The sequence below is a fragment of the Mesorhizobium sp. B1-1-7 genome (assembly GCF_006442705.1).
Taxonomy (GTDB): Bacteria; Pseudomonadota; Alphaproteobacteria; order Rhizobiales; family Rhizobiaceae; genus Mesorhizobium; species Mesorhizobium opportunistum.
In genome coordinates, this window is the sequence record NZ_VFWQ01000005.1 from 162,533 (window position 1) to 183,510 (window position 20,978).

The window sequence follows — 20,978 nt, forward strand, 5'->3', positions numbered from 1 at the left end:
GGCGGGGCTCAGTGCGTCCCGCTGGAGTCGGGACGGGGCAGGGAACGCCCAGTCATGAATCTGGGGTAGGCTGCCTCACGTTTCAATGAGCCGGACCTGATGCCCGGACAATTCTTGTTGACCCCGGGCTGTCGTCCGCATTCCCGCCCATCCCGGTCCTCCGGGATGGGGCCTTGTTGCCGATCTGATTCCAGAAGCCGGCTCAAGCTCCTGGAAATACAGATTTAATGGACCATGATCTTTCCGGATCAGGATCAGTTGTTGCTGGCCACCGGCGCCACCAGCGGGGTGATGCGGCGGATCGCAACACGCCGGTTCTCTCGGTTGGGCGCCGAGGTGTCGACTTTCAGATACTCCTCGCCATAGCCCTGCGTCGTCAGGTTCTCCGCCGGGATGCCGAAGGCGTTGGTCAGTGCTTCGGCAACCGCTTCGGCGCGGCGATCCGACAAGGCCAGGTTTGCCTCCGGCGTGCCGACGGCGTCGGTATGGCCTTCGATCAGGAAGGTTTCGGCCGGGTTCTTCTTCAAAAGCTTCTCCATGGCGTCGGCGACGCCTTGCAGCTTCTGCACCTCGGTATCGGAGATCGAGGACGAGCCGAATTCGAAGTTCAGCGTGTCAAGGTCGATGCGCCGCGCAATGTCGCGCACGCGCGCCGAACGCTTGACCTCGTTGATCGAATAGAGACGCTGGACCCGCTCCACCGGCGGCTGTTCGAGGAAGGTGTAATAGTCGTCGTCGCTTTCGACATCCTCTGAATCGAGGATGTAGTCCCGGCGCGGGATGGTCAGCCGCATCGGCGGCAGGTCATCGCCGGGATCGCGCCAGTCGTTTTCATCCTCATAGTGCCGCTCGTCGACATAGCTCAGCACATATTCGCGTCCGTCCGGCGCAATGCGCGAACGCTGGATGACGTCGCCATAGCGGTTGCGGATGGTGACGATCCGGACACCGTTGTCACGTTCGACGACTTCCCGGGTGCGATCGCCCGACAGATCCTCATAGTACACATTCCTGGCGCCGCGGGTCATGCGCGGGGCATCATTGCTTTGGACGAATGTCTGGTTGTTGAACTGCAGGATGACGCGGTCGCCGAGTTCCCTGACGACATTGACGCCTTTCGGACGCTGGCGGTCGCGGACGTTCTCATCGGGTGCACGCTCTACGCGCTTGCCCTTTTCCTCCGTCACCGGGGCGATTTTTTCAGGCTGGATTGCCTGTTGGGCCGACTTGTCGTCGGTGGGCGGCGGACCTTGGTCGACAGGAGCGACCACGGGCTTGCGGCCCTGATCGGCACCTTGCTGAGCGTTTTGGCCACCATTCTGCTGCTCGCTGTTCTGCTGCTCGCCATTCTGGTTGGCCGGTTTCCTGCCGCCCTGGCCGTTTTCGCCGCGACCCTTGCGTCGGGCATCCTTCTGGCTGTCGAGAATAGGGGCGGCGTTCTTGTCAGCGGGTGCCTCGCCCTGCACGGAGGTTTCGCCCTGGACAGGCGCGGCCTTGCCGCCGGTGGCAGGCTGTTCACCCGTCGCCGGCTGTTCGCCAGTCTGCTGCTGTTGCCCATTTGCGGGCTGCTCGCCGTTTGCAGGCTGCTCCGCGGCCGGCTTCCTGCCGTGCTTCTTCGTCTTGTCCTGGGGTTGTTCGCCCTGGGCCGGAGCCTGTTCGCCCTGGGCGGGAGCCGGTTCGCCGGCAGGGGCCTGCTCCGCCTTGGGTGTCGGTTGTTCGGCCGGAGCTTCCTTCGGGGTGGGTACGGGCGCGGCCTCTTGCTGGCCCTGCTTGTGCTTCTTGCGCGGGTTCTCGCCTGGCTGGTTGTCGTTGGCAGGGGCTGCCTCGCCGGCCGGCGCCTGCTCGGTCTGCTGTTGCTGCTGGTCGCGCTTTTTCTTGCGCGGCTGCTGCTCGTCCGTGGCGGGGGCTGCCTCACCGGCTGGCGCCTGTTCGACCTGTTGCTGCTGGTCGCGCTTTTTCCTGCGCGGCTGCTGCTCGTCGGTGGCGGGAGCGGCTTCGCCGGCGGGTGCCTGTTCGGCCTGCTGCTGCTGGTCGCGCTTTTTCCTGCGCGGCTGCTGTTCGTCGGTGGCCGGAGCAGCCTCGCCGGCGGGTGCCTGTTCGGTCTGCTGCTGCTGCTCGCGCTTCTTGCGCTCAGACTTCTGTTCCCCTTGCTGTGCGCAGGCTTCGGCCGATTCGCCCTCGGCGCAAGCCGCCTGGGCCAGGACCAACGGTACGGTGCCGCGCTGCATGGAGCCGAACGCGGCACTTCCCTGAAGCGGGGATGCGCCCAACGGCGCGGATGCCATCAACAGGCCAAGTGCTGTGCCTGCCAGAATCCGTGGTTGGCGTTTCATCGAAATTTCTCCTTGTGGGGTCCCATCCCTGCCCAAACCTTCATCATCCATATTGGTTCCGGTTTGCGGGCATTACCGGCAACGAAGGACGATTGACCGGCGTTTTGAAGGCAACTTCATGTTTTTCCTATGGTGGGGCGGCTTTGGCGGCGATCGCGGTGCTTGACCTCGGCGTCCGCTGGGGCCACATCCCCAAAATGGAAACGCCGTTCTGGAAAACAAAGACGCTGGAAGAGATGAGTCCGGCCGAGTGGGAGTCGCTCTGCGACGGCTGCGGCAAATGCTGCCTGTCGAAGCTCGAGGACGAGGATACCGGTGAGATTTACTGGACCAGCGTCGGCTGCCGGCTGTTCGACGCGCAGACTTGCCGCTGCGCCGACTATGCCAACCGGCTGGCGCGCGTTCCCGATTGCGTCGGCCTGACGCCACAGAACGTGCGCACCATCAGCTGGCTGCCCAGCACCTGCGCCTACCGGCTGGTGGCAGAGGGCCGCGACCTCTATTGGTGGCACCGGCTGGTGTCGGGCAGTGCCGAGACCGTGCACGAGGCCGGTATCTCGATGCGCGGCCGCGTCAAGGCGAGCGAGACCGAGCTCGCCGAGCCTGAGGATTATTTTGACTATATGCTCGACGAGGAGCCTTGAGGCTCATAACCGCAAGGCGCGCCGGAGGCATGAACCGAGGCGGGGCGTTTGGGGGGGCATATTGGTGGAGAACCGGCGAAGCTTTCCCTTTCCCGCCACATGAACCGCAGATGAACGGCGAGTTCGTAAATAGTTCAGACAGGCCAGTGCATTCTCCCACCATCGGTTTCACCAGGACGGGCGCAAGTCCGCAACAAGGAGAGAGAACCATGTACACCACGATCAAGACGGCGGCCCTTTCGGCCCTGATCGGCCTCGGCACGCTGGCGGCCATTCCCGCCCATGCCGACAGCCTCTATCTCGGCTTCGGCAACAACAACGACCCGCGCTTTGGCGTCTACGCCGGCGACGACGGCTACCGCCATCGCCGTGACGAGCGCCGCGACGACTGGCGCGGCGACGGCTGGCGCCGTGGCTGCTCGCCGGACCGGGCCCTCGACAAGGCCGAGCGCATGGGGCTGCACCGCGCCCGCATCGTCGACGCCAACCGCCGTGTCGTCAAGGTCATGGGACGCCAATATGGGGACCGGGTCGTGATCGTGTTCGCCAACGAGCGCGGTTGCCCGATCATCAACCGCTGAGCGGGAGGTCTGGTCGTAGCGGCATGATCCTCTGCGAGGGTTATGCCGGGAGACACGACCTCCGGGAGGTCGGTCTGGAGTAGCGGAGCCCCTTTCCCAATCGGACGGGTGCGGCTCGACAAAACCCCGCGGGAGCGATCCCGCGGGGTTTTTCATGCGCTGGCGGATAATCCCACGGCCGGGCATGGGCTCGGCCAATGGAATCACCGGAACCGGCTACTTCAGTTCGAACGTAACGGTGACCTGGACGTTGTAGGCGTTTTCGCCAGCTTGTACCGGAGCCGCGCCGGCCGCGGCATCGAAGGCTTTGGCGTTGATCGGCATTGGTGCCGGCCTGATGTTCTGATCCGTGATCTCGAGTACCCGGCCGAGGCTGACGCCGGCCGCCTCGGCGAGCGTCTTGGCCTTCGCCATGGCGTCGGCGACCGCCTTCTTGCGTGCTTCGGTGACGGTGGCCGCCGGATTGTCGTTGGTGAAGGCGATGCCGCCGCCCTGGTTGACGCCGAGCGACACCGCCTTGTCGAGGATCTCGCCGGTCTTGTCGACGTCGCGCACGCGCACCGACAGCGTGTTCGTCACCTGATAGGCGACGAGTTCGGCCTCCTGGCTGCCGTCCGGCTTGTTGGTGTAGTTGTAGCGCGGATTGATCTGGATGCCCGCGGTCTGCAGATCGCGGTCCTTGATGCCGGCCGCCTTCATCGCAGCGATCACGGCGGCCATGGCGTCGTTGTTGGCGTCGAGCGCCGCGCGCGCGGTCTTGGCCTCGCGCATGACGCTTAGCGTCAAAAGGGCCAGGTCGGGGGCAATGGTTGCTTCGCCTTCACCCGACACGATGATATGCGGCGGCGTCGGCAAATCGGTGGCTCCAGCCATCGCTGGAAAAGCGACTGCAGCGGCGAGCGCGAGGGGCAAAAGGTGTTTGGTCATGAAAATCTCCTTGGTCTGCGATCAGGTCGCAAGCGTCGCGTAGAGCGCGATTATGGGTTGATTTGGGCGATCTGCGGAAGCCCGTCGGGAAAGCCTTGTGCCGCGATGCGAAAAACATTAATCCAGCGCGCGTGGGGCCTGTAGCTCAATGGTTAGAGCCGGCGGCTCATAACCGCTTGGTTGGGGGTTCGAGTCCCTCCGGGCCCACCATTATCGTTATTTATCAGTGAGTTATAGGGTGGTTCGCCACGAGGTTCGCCAACAGGTTCGCCAAGCATCGGCTTGCGCGTGACCAGCCGCACGACTCGATCCATGCCCTGGACCGCCAACCGTACCTGCGATGCCTCGCGCGAATAGAGCTCCGCATGATCGATATCCTCGTGCCCGAGCACGTCCATCATCTGCCTGGTCGAGGCCTCGGCCTCCGCCAGATAAACACCGAGCGATTTCCTCAAACCATGCAGGGTAAGGCCCTTCGGAAGACCGGCAAGCTTGCACCAATGCGCCATCATTCCAGTCAAGGACTTGGCGGAGAAGGGCTGACCATAGGCGTTGACCAGGACGGTCTCGCCGCGCCTGTCAGCCGCATCCAGGATCTCGGACAGCATCGGTGTGATCGGCACGAACAGGCGTTTGCCGCCTGTTCGTCCCTTGTTCTTGCCCTGAACAATATCAAACCCGTCGAAGTGACGCTCGACGCCATCGATGAAGACACGGCGGGTGACCCTCTGGTCCCAGCGCAGGCCCGCGACGTCGCCGCGGCGGTTGCCCAGCCAAAGCGCCAATCCGTAACAAGTGCGTGCCGCAGTGCCGAGCTGCCAACGGTTTTCAAATCGCGCCATCGCCTCGCGCGACCAGGCTTTCCAGCCGGCATAGGCCGGGCGCCACTCGACTGCCGCAGTGGGGTCGATTTCAATCCAATCTTGCCGCAGTGCGACATAGACCAGCTTGCGTATGCCCACCAGCAGGTGCTTGGCCTTATGGGGTGTGGCTATGAAGCGCCCAAGAAGCTCCTCAATATGGATACGTCTAAGGTTCTTAACCGGTACGTCGCGCCAGATAAGGGGGTGATCTGGGACCACCCGCAGTTCTAGAAATTCTTCAATCAGCCGCATGTTCTTGCGTTTGCTGGCTTCGTCAAGCGCCAACCACTTGACCGAGATCTTCAATCGTTGAAAGGCCGCTCCAAATGTGCCGGGCAGGGCGGCTCCAGGCATTTGGACGACAGGGGCCTTGGGGACTTTCCGGCCTTCGACCGCTGCCTGGTACGCGTCCTTGAATCCCGGCTGATTGGGAGCAGGCAGACTAACCGCACGCTCTTTCGTCCGATAGCGCCACCGCAGCTTGCCGTGGCGATCAGTGTAGGAGGAGAGGCCGGGATATTTGTCGGTCATGGCAGAATGAATCTATTCCCTGCGATGATTCCCTTGCAACAGGAAGTCGACGATATTCTCGTCATCGTCTCCGGGCAGCGCGGTAAAAGCCGCTTCGAGTTTGAGCCGATCCCATATTATGCGGCCGTCAACTTTCTTCGGCTTCGGCATGCGGCGGTCAGCAACCATTTGGTCGAATTTGGTTATGCCCACGCCAACATATCGAGCCGCTTCTTCGCGTGGGAGACCCCGAGGAGGATAGGAAAGGGTGTCGCTTTTCATGATCTCGCTGCCTGCATGCACCGCCTTTGTGCGCGGGCTTTCAGAGATCAAAGTCTGGATTGTATCAGGTAGCGCTGGAAGGGATCCGATCCAACTGTGCGGCGAATTGCGGTCAGCGCGTATGAATAGGACGGTTTGCTGATTGCAATGTACGAGTTCAAGGGGTCGAGGAGGAGCGCTACAAGCGTCCGCACATGTGCTTGCTCACTCCATGTCCGGCACGTCGCCATTCACAAACAAGGTTTTTGGCGGGCCGTAGTCGCCAAGCGCCGGATCGGCATCCCGGCTCCAAGCAATGACGCCTACGTGCTTGCCAGCAAGTGCTTTTGCAATCCGAATAGCCCGCTCTTCGCTTTGCTGGTCAGTCGGGCCGTACATCGGAAATAGCTCCCCATCGTCGCCTCGATCGAATGCGACGACAACAATGAGCTTCGGCTTTTTCTGCTCCGATACCACTTGGGTCGACATTGAGTGGCCTTTCTCATTTGAGGGGCGCAGATCCGATTTCAAGCGCGTCGATCGCGTCGAGCACCGCTTGGCGCTTCGGCTCAATCGGCTCGTTCGGCTCGAAGCCGGCGAGCGCCAGCGACGAATAGGCAATCGATACCGCGTCGACGAGCTCTCCTGCCTTCGACCCGTCCGCCATCTCGGCGGTAGCGGCGAGCGCCAATAGGAAGGGACGGTCGTCATGGAATTCCCGTTGACCGTCTTCTTCCACAACGATGGCACGTATCCGCGCTAGCGCAGTGGCGCGATCGGCAAGCTGCGTTTCTGGATCATGCAGCAACTGAAGGCCGTCGACGCCGTGTCTCTTCTCGTCCGGCCAACCTTCACAGCAAGCCTCGATTGCCGCGTTGCTGGCGGCCCACCATGCCTCGGCGGCGACATAAACTTCTTCAGGAGGCTCCTGATCAGGCGGGAATCCCGCGTCGTCCCAGCCTTCGACTGCAAAAGAGCTTTCGGCGGCTTCTTCGGCAGTGATGCCGATGCGCTCGAGCACGGCCCGCGCGGCTTCTAATCCACGCTGCTTTTCTTCAGGGGCGGCGCCCCTGGCGTCCATCAAAATGTCCATAACCGGGGTCCCTGTGGGCTGTCACGCGAACAGTGAACAAAAAGAGAACGAAGAGTCAAGCCACCCCTCAACCCCTATGCGTTTCATGGATCGCTATCCACTCCGGGGTTATGCATGCCGAGTCAGCTTCATATGGCGCCCTTCGCCGGGGGCGGTCGGTCCCGCATCCCGCCTCTCGGCGGCGCTATGCTGATGCTCCTTCGGCCGCCCTGTTGAACCGGTCTCAGGGCCACGAACCTGCTCCAGCACCGAACTGATTTGGCCGCAATGACGGTCATTTCGGTGCTTCCGCCTTGTACGCCGTTTTTCATTTGGTCGGGAGAGCAGGGGCTCTCCCGACGAAGAGTTAGAGGATGGGGCGAAAACTCTTGCGTTCATAGCCAAAAGAACATAACAGGAACGCGATTGCCGCGCAACCGCCGAGAAACGGGTGACCCATGTGCAATGACTATCGGCTGATGGTGGACGTCGCTTCGATCGTCGAGGACTTCGCCGATCTCAAGATCAAGATCCGCTTCAGCGAAGGCGCGCCCAACATTGCGGCGCGCGAGGATATCAAGATAACGGATATCGGGCCGATCATCCGCACGGTCGACGGCGCACAGGGCGAGGGTGATCTGGTCCAGCGCCGATGGAGCTGGCCAGGGCAAAACAAGCGGCCTGTCTACAATTTTCGATCGGATGGTCGCGAGTTCGCGTCGAACCGCTGCCTGATTCCGGCCGATGGCTTCTACGAGTTCACCGACCCGACGGAGAAGGGCAAGAAGCGCAAGGACAAGTGGCTCTTCACCAAGCGCGACGAGCCGATTTTCTGCATCGCCGGGATCTGGCGTGAGACCGATGATGTCGGTGAAGCGTTCACCATGCTCACGATGGAGCCCGGTCCGGACATCGCCCCTTATCATGACCGTCAAATCGTCATTCTCGAGCGGAAGGATTGGGCCGAGTGGCTCGATCCGTCGGTCTCCGCCAAATCATTGATCAGGCCGCTGCCGGCACGGACATTGTCGTTCGAGCAAGTCGGTTAGCTGGACCGTTGGCTCATTCCAATGGCATACGCGGAGCGTGCACCTAGTGAAGTGGGGCGGACCAGACCAGCCAATTGAGTCACAGCATAGCTTCCCTCGCCGTCGCGCGTGGTCGGCCGATCCTCTTGGACGGGCGCCTGCGCTTTGCCAGATAGGAAAGCAGAGCCGGCAAGCGCATCGCGTTGAGGACTCGTTTCGCAGGGACGCCGCCCTTGCGCGCCATCTCAACGCCCCAGTGCATGTAATCGAGTTCGCGAATTGAATGAGCATCCGGGTTGATACTGAAGATGCAGCCGTAGTCGAGTGCCTCCTGATGCCAGCGCCAGTCGAGATCAAGACGCCATGGATGTGCGTTGACTTCGACGGCGACGCCAAATTTGGCGCAGGCTCGCAGAACTTTGGCGATGTCGAGATCATAGCCCGGGCGTCGCAACAGCTGGCGGCCTGTCATATGGCCGATGATCGTCGTTCGGGGATTGCCGATCGCCTCGATGAGCCGATCGGTCTGCTCCTTCTTGGGCAGTCTGAAGCGGCTGTGTACGCTGGCGATCACGAAGTCGAACTGCTCCAGGACATGGTCCGGATAGTCGAGCGAGCCGTCTGCCAGAATGTCAGCCTCAATGCCTTTCAGGATGCGGAATTTCTCACCATAGCGCCGGTTCAACCGGTCGGCCTCGCGATGCTGTTCGGTTATTTCCTGCAGCGAAAGGCCACCCGCATAGTGAGCGGACTGCGAATGATCAGCGACACCAAAATAGTCGAACCCGCGCTTGCGCGTGGCTTCGGCCATCGCTTCGAGCGTCTCGGTGCCGTCGGACGCTGTCGTATGGGAGTGCAGGATGCCCCGCAGGTCCTGGTCGCGAACAAGGACGGGCAGCTCGTGGATGGCCGCCCGTCTGATCTCATCCCTGCCTTCGCGCAGTTCGGGCTCGATGAACTGCAGGCCCAAGGTGTCGTAGATTTCCTCTTCTGTCGCTGAGGCGACGAGCTTTCGGCCGCGATAGAGCCCGTCACCCTTCAGGATAAATCCCTTGTCGGCCGCGACCCTCTTCAGCTGCGTGAGGTGATCTGCCGAACCGGTCGCGTCGAGGAGCCTGGCGCCAAAATGTTTCTTGTCGGTGATGACAACCCGCAGGGTCGCATCACCGACCTCGGCCGGCTCCTTGCCTTGCGCTACCAGCGCGAAGGCGGAAACGAGCTCGCACCCGCGCCGGAATTCACCGGCGATCTCGACGCGGGAGAACTCCGGATGTTCTTGCTGCAACGATGCCATTGCATGCTCAAGGAGAGCAGCGGCCTTATGGAGATGAAGCTGTGTCTGACCGCTTCGCGCGATAGCCAGGTTCTCCAGGATCTTCGTCTGAAGCGCGGCGCCAAGCCCCTTGACCGGCCTGATGCGATCTTCCTTCGCCGCGGTTTCGAGCTCCGCCAGCGAACTCACGCCGAGCGCCTCATGAAGCTTCAATATCTTGTCGGCCGAAGACCAGGAACGGCAAACAGTTCCATCACGCCTGCCGGCACCTCTTCCCGCAATTTATCGAGGCTTGGGTGCGTGCCGGTCTGATGGAGCTTCGTGACGATGTCCGCGATGGCGTCCCCGATCCCCGGGATACTGGTGAGCGCGCCGGCGGCGATGATGCGATCAAGCGGTTGGGAGAGTGCCGTCAGGCTGTCAGCGGCACGTAGATACGCCCTTGTGCGATAGGGATTACCGCCACGCAGGAATGTCCTATGCGCGTATTCCCTCAGTAGATTGGCGATGGTCCTCGTGTCGGTGTTTGCCATTGCTTCAGGCAAACGAGGCCGGTCTTGGCAAGTTCCAAAGAATCCTTGGCCCCGATGGCGCGGCGTTGGAAAAACGGGCGTGGATTCCGCGGCCCGCCGGGCGCTACAGATGTGGCAGGGATTGGTCAGCGCGCCCCCAGCCCGCCAAAGCCTTGGAAGCCGCTCGTTTCTTCAATTCGGGTGCGTCGCCGATATGGAAATGAGAGGGTGCATCGATGGTCTTCATCTCAGCCCAGGTGATCGGCGCCGCCACGGGAGCACCCGGCCGGGTTCTCGCGCTGTACGGCATGATCGCGGTCGCCCCGCGCTGGTTGCGCAGATAGTCGACGAAGATGCGACCCTTGCGGCGGGCCTTCGACAGCACCGCCGTGAAATGGGCGGGATCGCTCTGGGCGACCGCCTGAGCCAGGCGAGACGCGAAATCCTTTACCTCCGGCCATTCTGCCTTGGGAGTCAGCGGAGCGATCACATGCACCCCTTTGCCGCCCGTCAGCATCGGGAAAGTCGTCAGCCCCAATGATTTGAGGATGTCGCGGAACTGAAAGGCCGCCGCGCGGACGGCTTCAAAATCCAAGCCTTCATCGGGGTCCAGATCGAACACCAACCGGTCGGCCTTTTCGACGTCCTCGATGCGGGCTCCCCATCCATGCAGCTCAATGGTCCCCATCTGGACGCAGGTCATCAGCCCGTCGGCGTCGTCCAGATAAAGGTAAGGCTCTTCGTGTCCGTCCTTTTCAGTGATCCCGACGTGGTGGACCTTGTCGCCAAAGCTGCCGGCGTCGTGTTTTTGGAAAAAGCACTTCTTCGCGCGGCCCTGCGGGCAGCGGACCAGACTGATCGGCCTGTTGCCGACCCAGGGAAGCATGACCTCGGCGAGCTCGGCGTAATGATCGGCTAGCTGTCCCTTGGTGATGTTGGATTCCGGGTAGATGACGCGGCCGCGATTGCTGATCACGATCGTGCTGGTTGCCGGCGACGTCAGGGTTGCCGTGCGGTGTTCCGTCTCGAGCACGACGGCCCCCGGCTTCTTGTCCTCGCGCAGGCCAAGATAGCTTGGATGACGCAGCGTTCCTTCATTGGTCATCTCGGTGAACGCGATCTCGGCGACAAGCTTGGGACGCAGCCAGTGGGCGCCGCGAACCTCCGCGCGCGGCGCATCGACCGTGGCGGCTTTCTGCTCGAGCGGCGCCATGGTCTTCATCAACCGGGCCATCTCGGCGGTATCGAAACCGGTCCCGACCTTGCCGGCATAGCGCAGCTTTCCGCTATCATGGACGCCGAGAATCAGGGATCGAAACGCGCGATCCTTGTCCGACGGCGTCCAGCCGACGAGCACGAATTCCTGACGTTTGATGCACTTGATCTTCAGCCAGCTGCCGTCCCGGGCTCCGACATAGTCCGAATCCGCGAGCTTGGAGATTACCCCTTCCAGGCCGGCGTCGCAGAAGCGGTTCAGCAATTCTTCTCCACGCCCTTGGATATGATCGGAGTAGCGAAAGATGGGGTTTCCGGCCGGCAGGATTGTCTCCAGTTTCTCCTTGCGCTCCAGGAGCGGGAGCCTCGTCAGGTCTTCGCCGTCGAGCTGCAGCAGGTCGAAGGCGAAATAGTCAATGCTCGCCGGAGCACCTTTCAATGCGTTCTGAAGCGCCTGGAAACTGGATCGTCCCTCGGTGTCGGTGACGACGGCCTCTCCATCGATAAGCGCCGAGCGAACCTTGAGCTTGCGTGCCTCGGACAGGATCGAGGGAAAGCGGTCGGACCAGTCGAGACCGGAGCGCGTATAGGCGCGCGCCTCTCCGCCACCCACCGCGACGAGAATGCGGTAGCCGTCGTATTTCATCTCGTGAATCCAGCGATCGCCAGGGGGAACCGTGTCCACCAGTTTTGCGAGCTGGACAGGCCGGAAGGCAGGTGGCGCGAGTTTGGCCGCGCCCCGCGACGCTGGCTTCGCAGGGGGAGTTGAAGATCCTCTAATCGTGGCGCGACGCGACGCTGACTTGCTCACCGAATTGACTCTCACCAAACCCAACTGTCCGACGCGCCATTCCCGACGCGCGGCCTATTTCTTTAGTTTCTGCGCGGCGGCATTGAGCTTGTCGCGATCGTTGCCGACCCGCTTGATGAGCGCCTCGGCCTGATCTTTGCCGATGCCGTGCTTGCGAGCGAAGTAATTGACCTCGTAGCCTTCATCGCCGGAGACTTGCCGACGGTCGGCGGCGCCTCGCTTCGATTTGTTGTCTGCCATTGTCGGCTCCTTGCTTCCATAGCTGCGACGTCACGACGTTCGACCTGTAACGTTTTGGGTCGTCTTGCGATCCTGAGCCGGCAAGAAATTCAGCGGCGCGCCGGAGAACCAGCGTCCTCACTTCATGTTGTCGATGTGCAGATCCGGAATGTAGAGGTCGCGGCGGCGCAACTTGGTTAGCTCGCGCGGGCCGGGCGCCGAGCCACCATTGCGGACCAGGTGGCGGTCGCCTCATGCCGACGTGATAAGGGCTTGCTACAGCCTCTGCCAAGCGACATCGAAAGATATCTTGGAGACCCGGTGGCTTGATCTTCTTGCATGGGCCGCCATTTCCTCCCTCTCCCAGTTCGCGGACTGCACCAACGACCTCTCGAACGGGCTGATCTGGCCGAAGGACGGCTGAAGCCTCGAGCGCCTATGCCGCAATGGCGCAGCGCGCGTTTCTTCCCCTGGGCAAGCCCATTCCTCGCGGAACCAAGAAACGCGCGCCTGCGCCATCCTCCGCTTCGCTGCGGTCGCAAGCGATGCGGCCGCGGTCGCCTCCGGCCTCACGATCGCCATCGAGGTCGCATGGTGCGGGCTCGGAAACGAGAAAACGGAGACTGAAAATGGCTACCATCGGCACTTTCAAGAAGACCAATGCGAACGAGTTCACCGGCGAGATCGTCACCCTCAGCGTCCAGGCCAAGGGCGTGCGCATCGTCCCCGACACAAGGGCCAGCGGCGAGAACGCTCCAAGCCACCGCGTGGTGGTCGGCAAAGCCGAAATCGGCGCCGCCTGGTCCAAGCGCTCCAATGAGGGCCGCGACTATCTCGGGCTCAAGCTGGACGATCCGAGCTTCACCGCTCCGATCTACGCCAACCTCTTCGCCGACGAGGAAGGCGAGGGCCACAGCCTCATCTGGTCGCGCCCCAACCGCCGCAACGGCGAGTAACAGTTAAGCCAGCCCGTTCGACTTCGGTCGGACGGGCTTCGGCATCTGACAGCTGGCCTCAGCGGCGGAGCCGCGATCACCTGCTCTTTCGCAACAGAATTCCGTTGCTGGGCAGTACTTCGATGCCAGCTCTCTCAAGCGCATTCACGATCGCTAATATATTGTTTGCGATTGGAGTCCGAGCGCCGCGTTCGAAATCAGCGATTGTCTGCCTTGCGACGTTTGCCGCCCGGGCCAAATCATCTTGGCTCCATCCCAACATTGCACGCGCACCACGGCACTGTTCGGCGCTGAAATTCGCCGCCCTATCGCCAATATTCTGATTGACCTCAATCAATTTGTATATTATCCCTGCCTCGAACTTGCGGTCGAAGAGGGTGCGCAAACACCCTTTTCGACCTGACCAAACGCCAAGCTGTGTGGAGCTCGGATCATGGCTGATTCCGACAATACCACGACTTTGCCTTCCGTCACGCTGGGATGGGAGCTCGATCTCCGTTGACCGCAGAGCGTTCTGAGCCTTCTGCTGACCATGCAGCCGAAGATCAGCCGCAGGCCGATCCAGCGCTTGTCCTGTCCCTTGCCTGGATCGACGCTCACGTTGGGATGCTGGCCTCCTGTGTCCGGCAGCAGCAGGCTGAGGAGGGGTTCCTGGAGAGCGGCGCGCTCTTTCCTGTCGGCGAAGTGATTGGGCGCGGGGAGGGGGCTTGCGCCGACCGCGACTGTCCTGGTTTCCTGAAGGAAGAGCAGGATGCCGCTGAAAAGGCGGATGCCTTATTGGCTCAGATTGCGGCGACGCCTGCCCAATCTTTTGCGGGTGTCGTGGCTAAGCTCGCGGTCATCCTTCGTGAGGCAAGTGACAACACAGACCTCTGCGAATTTCCGTTGCCGCATATCCGCTCTGCTTTGGCCGATCTAAGGCGCCTCACGCACGAAGCGACAGGCAACGAGCCTGCCGGCTGGCCCGCAGGCGACCAGTCGATCAGCGCGCTGTTCGAGCAGCCTGCGTCATCGTTCGCCGCCTGGCGCGCCTTCGGTGCCTGGAGCCAGGGCAGTGATGATGCGTATCGCGCGTGGACGGACACTTTCAAGACACTGCAAGGCGCGAGCTAGTAGACATCGCAAAAATCTCCACTTGATCGCTCAGCTCCGAGATCGCTATTCGTCCCTGCGTCAATGACGGAATCCAAGGATTTCGTTCAACGCTTCGTCCCCCTATCAAATACTTGAGAAGGGAAGAATGCGGATGAAGCCGGATACATCGCAATGGCGCGACCCACAGGCATATGCATTCGTCAAAGGCGCCGCCCCCGATGCGATCGCCTGGGAGTTCCTGCGACGTAATCCCCAGTATCAGCAGGACTTCGCCGCCTCCCGATCGGCCAAGGCGATGCACGCATTGCGCAAGCGCTGGGGTTTGCAATTTCGCAGCGAGACCTGATCAGTCCGCCGTCGAGCAGCCCGTCTATTGGGCGCCTCAGGTCGACCCTGGGGTCGTGACCCTCGTCGAGGTTCCGCGGGATCTGGGAGCGCAACAGGGCATCGCCTTCGATGTCCCCTTGGCCGCCGGCCGCCTTGACGAGGTCGGCCTTCACATGCGCTCTTCGCCGGGCGGCACGCAACTGGCGCTCCTCCGCGACGCGAAGCCAGGCGAAACCCTTGCCGCCATCATCCCGCTCGACGACATGGCGCACGACCGGCTCCAAGCGATCGAGCGTTTCATCCGCTCTATCCACAGGCAACACGTTCCCGACGCCCGCTTGACCACGGCCCAGCGCCGGCGCCTAGGCCACATGCTGCGATGCCTTGATGGTCGCGCCCAGCAGGCGTCCCATTTTGAAGTCGCGACCGCCTTGTTCGGTCCGCGGCTGGTCAGCGCCGCCGACTGGCACGACTCCACTTTTCGCTACCAGACATATCGCCTCGTGCGCGACGGGCTGAGCATGGTCGAGCGCGGCTATCGCCAATTGCTGCGCGCGCGGCGGCGTCATCTCTGACGAGTGCCGGTCGAGTTGTCCGCCTACTTGCGCTGTTTGCGAGCCGACGCCTACTCTCATCCTGAAAAGAATGGCAGCTTTGCGCCCCGTGTCGGCTGTTGAGATCAAATTCGCCGTTTCATCAAAGCAGCCGTTCGGCTTGGGCGACATGATGTCCGGGATTGGCCCCAAAGCGGACACGGGTCCATAACTTCCCACCCCTTTGCCGCGCCAGCCGTCATACCCGCGACGATCAGGTCGAATATTTCGACCCGACGCGGTTTTTTGTTGGACAGATTTCGTGGCTTTCGAGGGTTTGAGTGTTGCCAGGGAGCTGAGTCCGCATCTCCCAGGCGACGCGGCAATAATGGGTTACGACAATACAGCCTTTTGCGATCTCAGTATCACCTGGTCGAGTTCGATGATGCTGCAGCCATAGGCAGGGAGCGACAGCTTACCGCCGCGAATTTTGCCATCGCCGAGCAAATCCTTGCCCGCGGGGACATTGCCGATGCTTGCCGGCTCGCCCAGCGTGTTGAGGATGAACAGCAGGCGGCGGTCCTTGCTCTCGCGGATGGTCGCTTCGACGCCGGCCGGTATGTCGGCGATGAGCGGCACGATACCGGCGGGCGCCAGAACCTGATCGGCCAGCACCTCGACCAGAGCATCGCTGAGGTAGGTGCCGAGGTAGATCACATTGCCCTTGCCGACTTTGCGCGAAGTCATCGCGGCTTGGCCCTCGGCGAAGCGGCTGGCCCAGTTGCCGATAACCTCGGTGCCGGGCGCGACGTTAAGCAGCTCATAAAGATGCGCCGCCGTCACCTGCGCATTCCCGATCTTGAGCTCGTATTGGCGGCTCGCCGACGACGCGGGCAGCTTCTTGCGCACCGTGTTGGCGCCGAAGCGGCCGCCATGCTCGAACAGGCCGTCGCCGCCGATCGGCGTCAGCAACCCGAACTCCTCGACCGTGATCCCGGCCAGCGCCGAGAGCGTCTTGCCCGGAGAGGTGTCGCGGATGACGTGATTGTTAACGTCGCGCGACCCGGTGCGGCCGCCCAGGATTACCGTTCCACCCGCCTTGGCGAAGGCCTCGATCCGCGCCGTCCACGCATCGGTCCATTTCAGCCAATGCGGCACGTAGAGCGCCTTGAGCTTGCTGAGATCATCCTCGGGATGGATGAAGCCGCAGGCGATGTTGTGGCGGTAGCAATAGCGGTGCAGCAGCGTCGCGTCGTCCTGCGGGCTCGGCAGGCCGACGGGGTAGGAGCGGTGCATCTCCTGATTGTCGAAATCTGATCCGGCGATGCCCAAATCCATGCGCACATGCGTGCCGAGGATCTTGTCCTTGAGCGCCGTGACCTCGCCCGCAAACTGCTTGGCCTCGTCATAGCGCCGCCGCGGGATGTCGTCGTGATCGATGATGCCCATCCAATAGATCTCGGCGCCGAAATGCGCCGGCCGCCAGCGGAAGAACATCACGCCATCGGCGCCGCGCGCCACCGACGTATAGGCCATGCGGCGCATCTCGCCGGGTTCGGGCGTCAGCGTCGAGATGTTCGGCTGCGCACCGAAGCCCGATTGCTGCTCGGGCACGATGAAGTTGCCGGTGAAGCCGCGGCAGATGTCGAGATGCAGCGCCTGCACCTCGCCGACGCCGCCGACCCGCTGCATCTCGTCATAGAGATGCGGGTAGATGTCGAAGCCGAGAAAATCGAGATCGGTCGAGAACTCGCCGCGGAAGTCGATGTCGTCGATCCGCCCCAGATTGTGGAAGACGAACCAGTCTGGATTGGTGGCGCGCAGGATCAACACTTGATCGTGCTGGAACCGCGCCGTGACGAAGGCGAGGAAGCGGTGATAGTCGACCACATGGGTCGGCCCGACCGGGGCTGGGGCGTAGTCGAGCGGCAGCACCACTTGATCGAAGTCGTCGTAGGCGGTGGCCCAGAAATGCCCGCCCCACGCATCGTTGAGCGCGGCGATGGTCTTGTACTTGTCCTTGAGGAAGGCCTGAAACTCGGCCAGAGTCACCGGACCGTAGGACAGCGATCCAGAGGTATTGAGCTCATTGTCCGTCTGCCAGCCGATGATGTGTGGATTTTCGCGATAATGCTGAGCCATCGCTTTGGTGATGCGCTTCGAATGCTTACGGAACACTGCGCTCGCAAGATTGGCATGCTGGCGCGAGCCATGGCTCATGGCGCGGCCATTGGCATCGACGCGCAACACTTCGGGATAACGCGCCGTCAGCCAGCGCGGCGGCGTCGCCGTCGGAGTGCACATGATGGTCTTGATGCCAGCCTTGCCCAGCACATCTATGGCGCGGTCGAACAAATCGAAGTCGAACGTCCCCTCATGCGGCTCGATAATGTGCCAGGCGAATTCCGCAAGCCGCACCGCGTTGAAGCCCGCGGCCGTCATGCGGTCGGCGTCGCGCTGCCAATAGCTCTCATCGACATGCTCGGGGTAATGTGGGCTACCGACGAGGAAAGTGTCGGTCGCGATCGGCCGCCAGACAGAGAGCGGCGCGGATTTCAAGGCAGTCGTCATAGTCGCAAAACTCCAGGCGATAATCTATTTGATGGCGCCGGCGGTGAGGCCGCCCTGCCAGAACCGCTGCAGCAGCAGGAACACCACGATGACCGGGATGATGCTGACCAGCGCGCCGGTGATGATGATCGAGAACAGCACCTGTCCGCCGCCACCGCCCTGCTGCGCGAGCTGATACCAGGTCGCAAGGCCCACCGTGATCGGCTGATACTCCGGCGAGCGCAGCACGATCAGCGGCAGGAAGTAATTGTTCCAGGTCCCGACGAACGAGAGCAGCGCCACGGTCACCATGCCCGGCGCCACCAGCCGCAGCACGATGGCGCGGAAGATCACGAACTCGCCGGCGCCATCGAGACGCGCTGCGTCGAGCAGTTCGTCGTCGACGCCCTGCTCGATATAGACGCGCATCAGATAGACGCCGATCGGCGAGATCATCGATGGCAGGATCACGCCCAGCGGATTGTCGCTGAGTCCCGAAAGTGCCAGCAGCAGGAAGGTCGGCACGACGAGGGCCGTCTGCGGGATCATGACAGCGCCCAAGACCAGCGCAAACAGCAGATTGCGGCCGACGAATTTGAATTTGGCTAACGCATAGCCTGCCGCGGTAGCCAAGATCGCGGCACCGAGCCCGGCGACGGTCGAATAGAGCAGGCTGTTGAACATCCAGCGCATGAAGACGCCGTTGTCGCGCGCCAGCAGATCGCTCAGATTCTGCCAGAGGTTGAACTCGGTGCCGAAGCCGAAGCCGAACGTGGTGAACAGGTCGCCATTCGTCTTCGTTGCCGACAGGACCAGATAGACCAGCGGCATGAAGCTGTAGAGGAGGAACAGTGACAGCAGCAGCGTGAGCATGATCCGCGAGCGCCGCCTTTCGCCGGGCCGGCGCCTGGCAGCTTCGAAAGTGGCGATGTCGGTGGTCGCAGTCATCATTGCTCCGGCCGACGGCGGTTGGCGATCAGGGTGAAGATGTAGGAGGCACCGGCGATCACGATGCCAAGCACGAACGAAACGGCGGCCGCATAGCCATACTGCTGGTTCTTAGTCGCCAGAGAATAGGCATAGAGGTTCGGCGTGTAGCTCGAATTGATGGTGTTACTGGCGAGCGCGCGCATCAAGTACGGCTCATTGAACAGCTGCAGTGTGCCGTTGATCGAAAAGATGATGGTGAGCAGGATCGCCGGCCACAGCAGCGGCAGCTGGATCATCCGCGCAAATTGCCAGGGCGAGGCGCCGTCCATCCGCGCGGCCTCGGCGAGGTCCGACGGGATCGCCTTCAGCGCGGCGTAGTAGATCACCATATTGTAGCCGACATATTCCCACGTCACGATATTGGCCAATGAGAAGATCATCGCGCCCGGCGACAGGAAGTCCGGCGGCGGCAGGTTGAACGCCTTGGCCATCTGCGTGAACGGGCCGAAGGTGGGGCCGTAGAGATAACCCCAGATGATCGTCGCGATTACGCTCGGCACAGCGTAGGGGAGGAAGAAGCCGAGCCGGAAGACTCCCTTGGCATAGACCTGACCACGATCGAGCACGATGGCGAACAACAACGCCAGGGCCAGCATGATCGGTACCTGCACGATGCCGAACAGAACGAGGTTCCACACGCCGCCCCAGAATTTGGCGTCGTCCGCGACCTTGATGTAGCTGGCTGCACCCGCGAACTGTCGTCCGCCCACAAGCGTGTCGCGGTAGAGGCTCATGTAGAACGCATAGACTAGCGGCGCGATGATGAAGGCGATAAACAGCAGCATGAAGGGCGCCAGGAACAGATAGGGTGCGAGCCTTCGTGACGTAAAACCGCCCAATCGCGCTGGGTACGTCGCTGCGGTTGGCGAATTCGACATTGCCATGGGTCCTCCGTCCGGCAAGATGAAGAGATCGGGCGCGCCGATCAAGGCGCGCCCGGCCGGTGCCCGGGAGGAGTTAGGCCACGGTGAAGCCTTGGTCCTTCGCGTAGGTAACCACGGCGTCCTGGACGCGGTCGAACGCATCCGACAGCGTGCCCTTGCCGCTGATCGAGGCGCCGAATTCATCGGACATCGACTGGTAGAGGAAGCCCTGGAACGGGCTCCACTCAAACGGCGCCACGGCACTCGCCGATTTGGCAAACACTTTGTTCACCTCCTGGCCGCCGAAGAATTCCGGCTTGGCGCTCGCCCATTCCGGGCTCGACAGTAGCGCGTTGGTACAGGGGAAGAAGTTTTGCTTGGTGGTGTAGAGCTTTGTGGCTTCGGGATTCGTGTTCAACCAGATCGCGACTTCGGCGGCCTCGGGCAGATGCTGGGTTGCTTTCATCACGGCCAGCGATGAGCCACCCCAAGCGCCAGTCACGAACTTGCTCGCGTCCCACTGCGGCAGATCGGCGGCACGCCATTTGCCCACGCTGGTCTTGGCGACCGAGGTCAGGAACAGCGGACCCCAGCCCGCAGCGAGCCAGGTGGCATAGCGACCCGAGTCGAGGCCGGTGTACCACTCATTGTTGAAGCCCGGCTTGGTCTCGATAACACCCGCGATGATAAGGTCCTGCCAATAGGCGGCGAAGTCCTTAGCAATCTTGTCGTTGATCCTGATCACGAGCTTGTCGCCATCGCGGCTAACCGGCTTCCAGCCCATCGGCCACAACAGGCCCAAGACCCAGTCGGCGTTGGCTCCGAACGGCGCGTCGGTCATGAACACAGTCGGATCGGCCGCATGGATCTTTTTGCCCGCATCGGCAAACTCGGCCCAGGTGGTGGGCGGCGTGATCCCATGCTTGTCGAAGATGTCCTTGCGATAGAGCATCGCCATCGGACCGTAATCCTGCGGCGTGGCGTTGACCACATCGCCCATGGCGACCTGCGCCCATAGGCCTTCGGGGAACTCGCCCTTATGGGCATTGGCGTACTGGCCGATGTCTGCGAGGGCGTTGACCTGGCGGAAGCTCTCGAGGTGCTGGTATTCGATCTGGGCGACGTCCGGGAGGCCGCTGCCCGCCTGCAGGCCCGCGCGGAGCGCGTTATACAACGGATCCCCCTGGCCGGGATTCACGAGGTCGATCTGGATGCCCGGATGCGCGGCATTGAACATGTCTGCCTCAAGCTGGAGATCCGGCACCCACGACCACACAAGCACCTTGACGGGCTCGGCACCGCGAACTGCCGCAGGCAGACCCGCTACCGCGACGCTCGCACCCGCAACTTTCAAGAAGTCACGACGCTGCATCATCCGCCCAAGCGGATTGAAAATCTTCGTCATTGAAGTCCTC

The 20,978-nt window shown here is 62.1% G+C and carries 21 protein-coding genes, 1 tRNA gene and 2 pseudogenes; 9 read left to right on the forward strand and 15 right to left on the reverse strand.

From position 1 onward, the window contains the following. Positions 1-254: 254 nt before the first annotated feature. Complete coding sequence (locus FJ978_RS10095) at positions 255-2,333, reverse strand: OmpA family protein (RefSeq protein ID WP_140572064.1); 2,079 nt, start codon at positions 2,331-2,333, stop codon at positions 255-257. Between the two features lie 197 nt (positions 2,334-2,530). Here FJ978_RS10095 and FJ978_RS10100 point away from each other — a divergent pair, with 197 nt between their 5' ends. Both FJ978_RS10100 and FJ978_RS10105 read left to right on the forward strand, forming a co-directional pair. Continuing rightward, the gene (locus FJ978_RS10100; protein WP_140572153.1) at positions 2,531-2,977 is read left to right on the forward strand and encodes a YcgN family cysteine cluster protein; all 447 of its coding nucleotides are present in this window, start codon (positions 2,531-2,533) and stop codon (positions 2,975-2,977) included. Between the two features lie 209 nt (positions 2,978-3,186). After that, the gene (locus FJ978_RS10105; protein ID WP_140572065.1) at positions 3,187-3,558 is read left to right on the forward strand and encodes a hypothetical protein; all 372 of its coding nucleotides are present in this window, start codon (positions 3,187-3,189) and stop codon (positions 3,556-3,558) included. A 216-nt stretch (positions 3,559-3,774) separates the two neighbouring features. Here FJ978_RS10105 and FJ978_RS10110 read toward each other — a convergent pair whose 3' ends face one another. After that, complete coding sequence (locus tag FJ978_RS10110) at positions 3,775-4,485, reverse strand: SIMPL domain-containing protein (protein ID WP_140572066.1); 711 nt, start codon at positions 4,483-4,485, stop codon at positions 3,775-3,777. Positions 4,486-4,619: 134 nt separating this feature from the next. Here FJ978_RS10110 and FJ978_RS10115 point away from each other — a divergent pair. Then, positions 4,620-4,695: transfer RNA gene (locus FJ978_RS10115), tRNA-Ile, on the forward strand. Positions 4,696-4,886: 191 nt separating this feature from the next. Here FJ978_RS10115 and FJ978_RS33490 read toward each other — a convergent pair. The 4 genes and pseudogenes from FJ978_RS33490 to FJ978_RS10135 form a co-directional block, all read right to left on the reverse strand. Next, positions 4,887-5,879 (reverse strand): annotated as a pseudogene (locus FJ978_RS33490) (tyrosine-type recombinase/integrase); the annotation flags it as partial. 12 nt (positions 5,880-5,891) lie between these two features. Then, entirely contained in the window at positions 5,892-6,140 is a 249-nt protein-coding gene (locus tag FJ978_RS10125; RefSeq protein WP_140572067.1) for a hypothetical protein, read from the reverse strand. Positions 6,141-6,344: 204 nt separating this feature from the next. Continuing rightward, positions 6,345-6,608, reverse strand: a complete 264-nt coding sequence (locus tag FJ978_RS10130; RefSeq protein ID WP_140572068.1) for a hypothetical protein — start codon at positions 6,606-6,608, stop codon at positions 6,345-6,347. Between the two features lie 13 nt (positions 6,609-6,621). Then, on the reverse strand, positions 6,622-7,212 hold the full coding sequence (locus FJ978_RS10135; RefSeq protein WP_140572069.1) for a hypothetical protein: 591 nt from the start codon (positions 7,210-7,212) through the stop codon (positions 6,622-6,624). 437 nt (positions 7,213-7,649) lie between these two features. Between FJ978_RS10135 and FJ978_RS10140 the strand changes: the two genes are divergently transcribed. Then, positions 7,650-8,240 carry an SOS response-associated peptidase gene (locus FJ978_RS10140; RefSeq protein ID WP_140572070.1) on the forward strand — a complete coding sequence of 197 codons (591 nt, stop codon included), beginning with the start codon at positions 7,650-7,652 and terminating at the stop codon, positions 8,238-8,240. A gap of 79 nt (positions 8,241-8,319) precedes the next feature. Here FJ978_RS10140 and FJ978_RS10145 read toward each other — a convergent pair whose 3' ends face one another. The 4 genes from FJ978_RS10145 to FJ978_RS10155 all read right to left on the reverse strand — a co-directional run bounded on the left by FJ978_RS10145 (position 8,320) and on the right by FJ978_RS10155 (position 12,270). Then, positions 8,320-9,705 (reverse strand): PHP domain-containing protein, encoded by a 1,386-nt coding sequence (locus FJ978_RS10145; RefSeq protein WP_348640301.1) that lies wholly within the window; start codon positions 9,703-9,705, stop codon positions 8,320-8,322. After that, positions 9,702-10,025, reverse strand: a complete 324-nt coding sequence (locus tag FJ978_RS33495; protein ID WP_348640302.1) for a hypothetical protein — start codon at positions 10,023-10,025, stop codon at positions 9,702-9,704. Before FJ978_RS33495 ends, FJ978_RS10145 begins: the two co-directional genes overlap by 4 nt. A 103-nt stretch (positions 10,026-10,128) precedes the next feature. Further along, on the reverse strand, positions 10,129-12,045 hold the full coding sequence (gene ligD, locus FJ978_RS10150; RefSeq protein WP_348640303.1) for a DNA ligase D: 1,917 nt from the start codon (positions 12,043-12,045) through the stop codon (positions 10,129-10,131). Between the two features lie 39 nt (positions 12,046-12,084). Continuing rightward, positions 12,085-12,270, reverse strand: a complete 186-nt coding sequence (locus FJ978_RS10155; protein ID WP_140572071.1) for a DUF3606 domain-containing protein — start codon at positions 12,268-12,270, stop codon at positions 12,085-12,087. Between the two features lie 608 nt (positions 12,271-12,878). Between FJ978_RS10155 and FJ978_RS10160 the strand changes: the two genes are divergently transcribed. Next, entirely contained in the window at positions 12,879-13,205 is a 327-nt protein-coding gene (locus FJ978_RS10160) for a DUF736 domain-containing protein (RefSeq protein ID WP_113190782.1), read from the forward strand. Between the two features lie 76 nt (positions 13,206-13,281). On the opposite strand, the gene FJ978_RS10165 is transcribed toward FJ978_RS10160, so the two are convergent. Beyond that, positions 13,282-13,467 carry a helix-turn-helix transcriptional regulator gene (locus FJ978_RS10165; protein ID WP_140572155.1) on the reverse strand — a complete coding sequence of 62 codons (186 nt, stop codon included), beginning with the start codon at positions 13,465-13,467 and terminating at the stop codon, positions 13,282-13,284. Between the two features lie 236 nt (positions 13,468-13,703). Here FJ978_RS10165 and FJ978_RS10170 point away from each other — a divergent pair, with 236 nt between their 5' ends. The 4 genes and pseudogenes from FJ978_RS10170 to FJ978_RS33130 form a co-directional block, all read left to right on the forward strand. Further along, a complete protein-coding gene (locus FJ978_RS10170) occupies positions 13,704-14,318 on the forward strand; it encodes a hypothetical protein (RefSeq protein ID WP_246678100.1) in 615 nt (204 codons plus the stop codon). A 133-nt stretch (positions 14,319-14,451) separates the two neighbouring features. Further along, a complete protein-coding gene (locus FJ978_RS10175; protein ID WP_140572072.1) occupies positions 14,452-14,646 on the forward strand; it encodes a DUF6499 domain-containing protein in 195 nt (64 codons plus the stop codon). A 55-nt stretch (positions 14,647-14,701) separates the two neighbouring features. Beyond that, the gene (locus tag FJ978_RS10180; RefSeq protein ID WP_140572073.1) at positions 14,702-15,202 is read left to right on the forward strand and encodes a DUF2285 domain-containing protein; all 501 of its coding nucleotides are present in this window, start codon (positions 14,702-14,704) and stop codon (positions 15,200-15,202) included. A 280-nt stretch (positions 15,203-15,482) separates the two neighbouring features. Then, a pseudogene (locus FJ978_RS33130) lies at positions 15,483-15,548 on the forward strand (hypothetical protein); the annotation flags it as partial. Positions 15,549-15,553: 5 nt separating this feature from the next. On the opposite strand, the gene FJ978_RS10190 reads toward FJ978_RS33130, so the two are convergent. The 4 genes from FJ978_RS10190 to FJ978_RS10205 all read right to left on the reverse strand — a co-directional run bounded on the left by FJ978_RS10190 (position 15,554) and on the right by FJ978_RS10205 (position 20,968). Beyond that, positions 15,554-17,731, reverse strand: coding sequence for a beta-galactosidase (locus tag FJ978_RS10190; protein ID WP_140572075.1), 2,178 nt, complete (start codon positions 17,729-17,731; stop codon positions 15,554-15,556). Positions 17,732-17,755: 24 nt separating this feature from the next. Then, on the reverse strand, positions 17,756-18,658 hold the full coding sequence (locus FJ978_RS10195; RefSeq protein WP_181180395.1) for a carbohydrate ABC transporter permease: 903 nt from the start codon (positions 18,656-18,658) through the stop codon (positions 17,756-17,758). Further along, on the reverse strand, positions 18,658-19,578 hold the full coding sequence (locus FJ978_RS10200; protein ID WP_140572076.1) for a sugar ABC transporter permease: 921 nt from the start codon (positions 19,576-19,578) through the stop codon (positions 18,658-18,660). Before FJ978_RS10200 ends, FJ978_RS10195 begins: the two co-directional genes overlap by 1 nt. Positions 19,579-19,657: 79 nt before the next feature. Next, positions 19,658-20,968 (reverse strand): substrate-binding domain-containing protein, encoded by a 1,311-nt coding sequence (locus tag FJ978_RS10205; protein ID WP_140572077.1) that lies wholly within the window; start codon positions 20,966-20,968, stop codon positions 19,658-19,660. Positions 20,969-20,978: the final 10 nt, after the last annotated feature.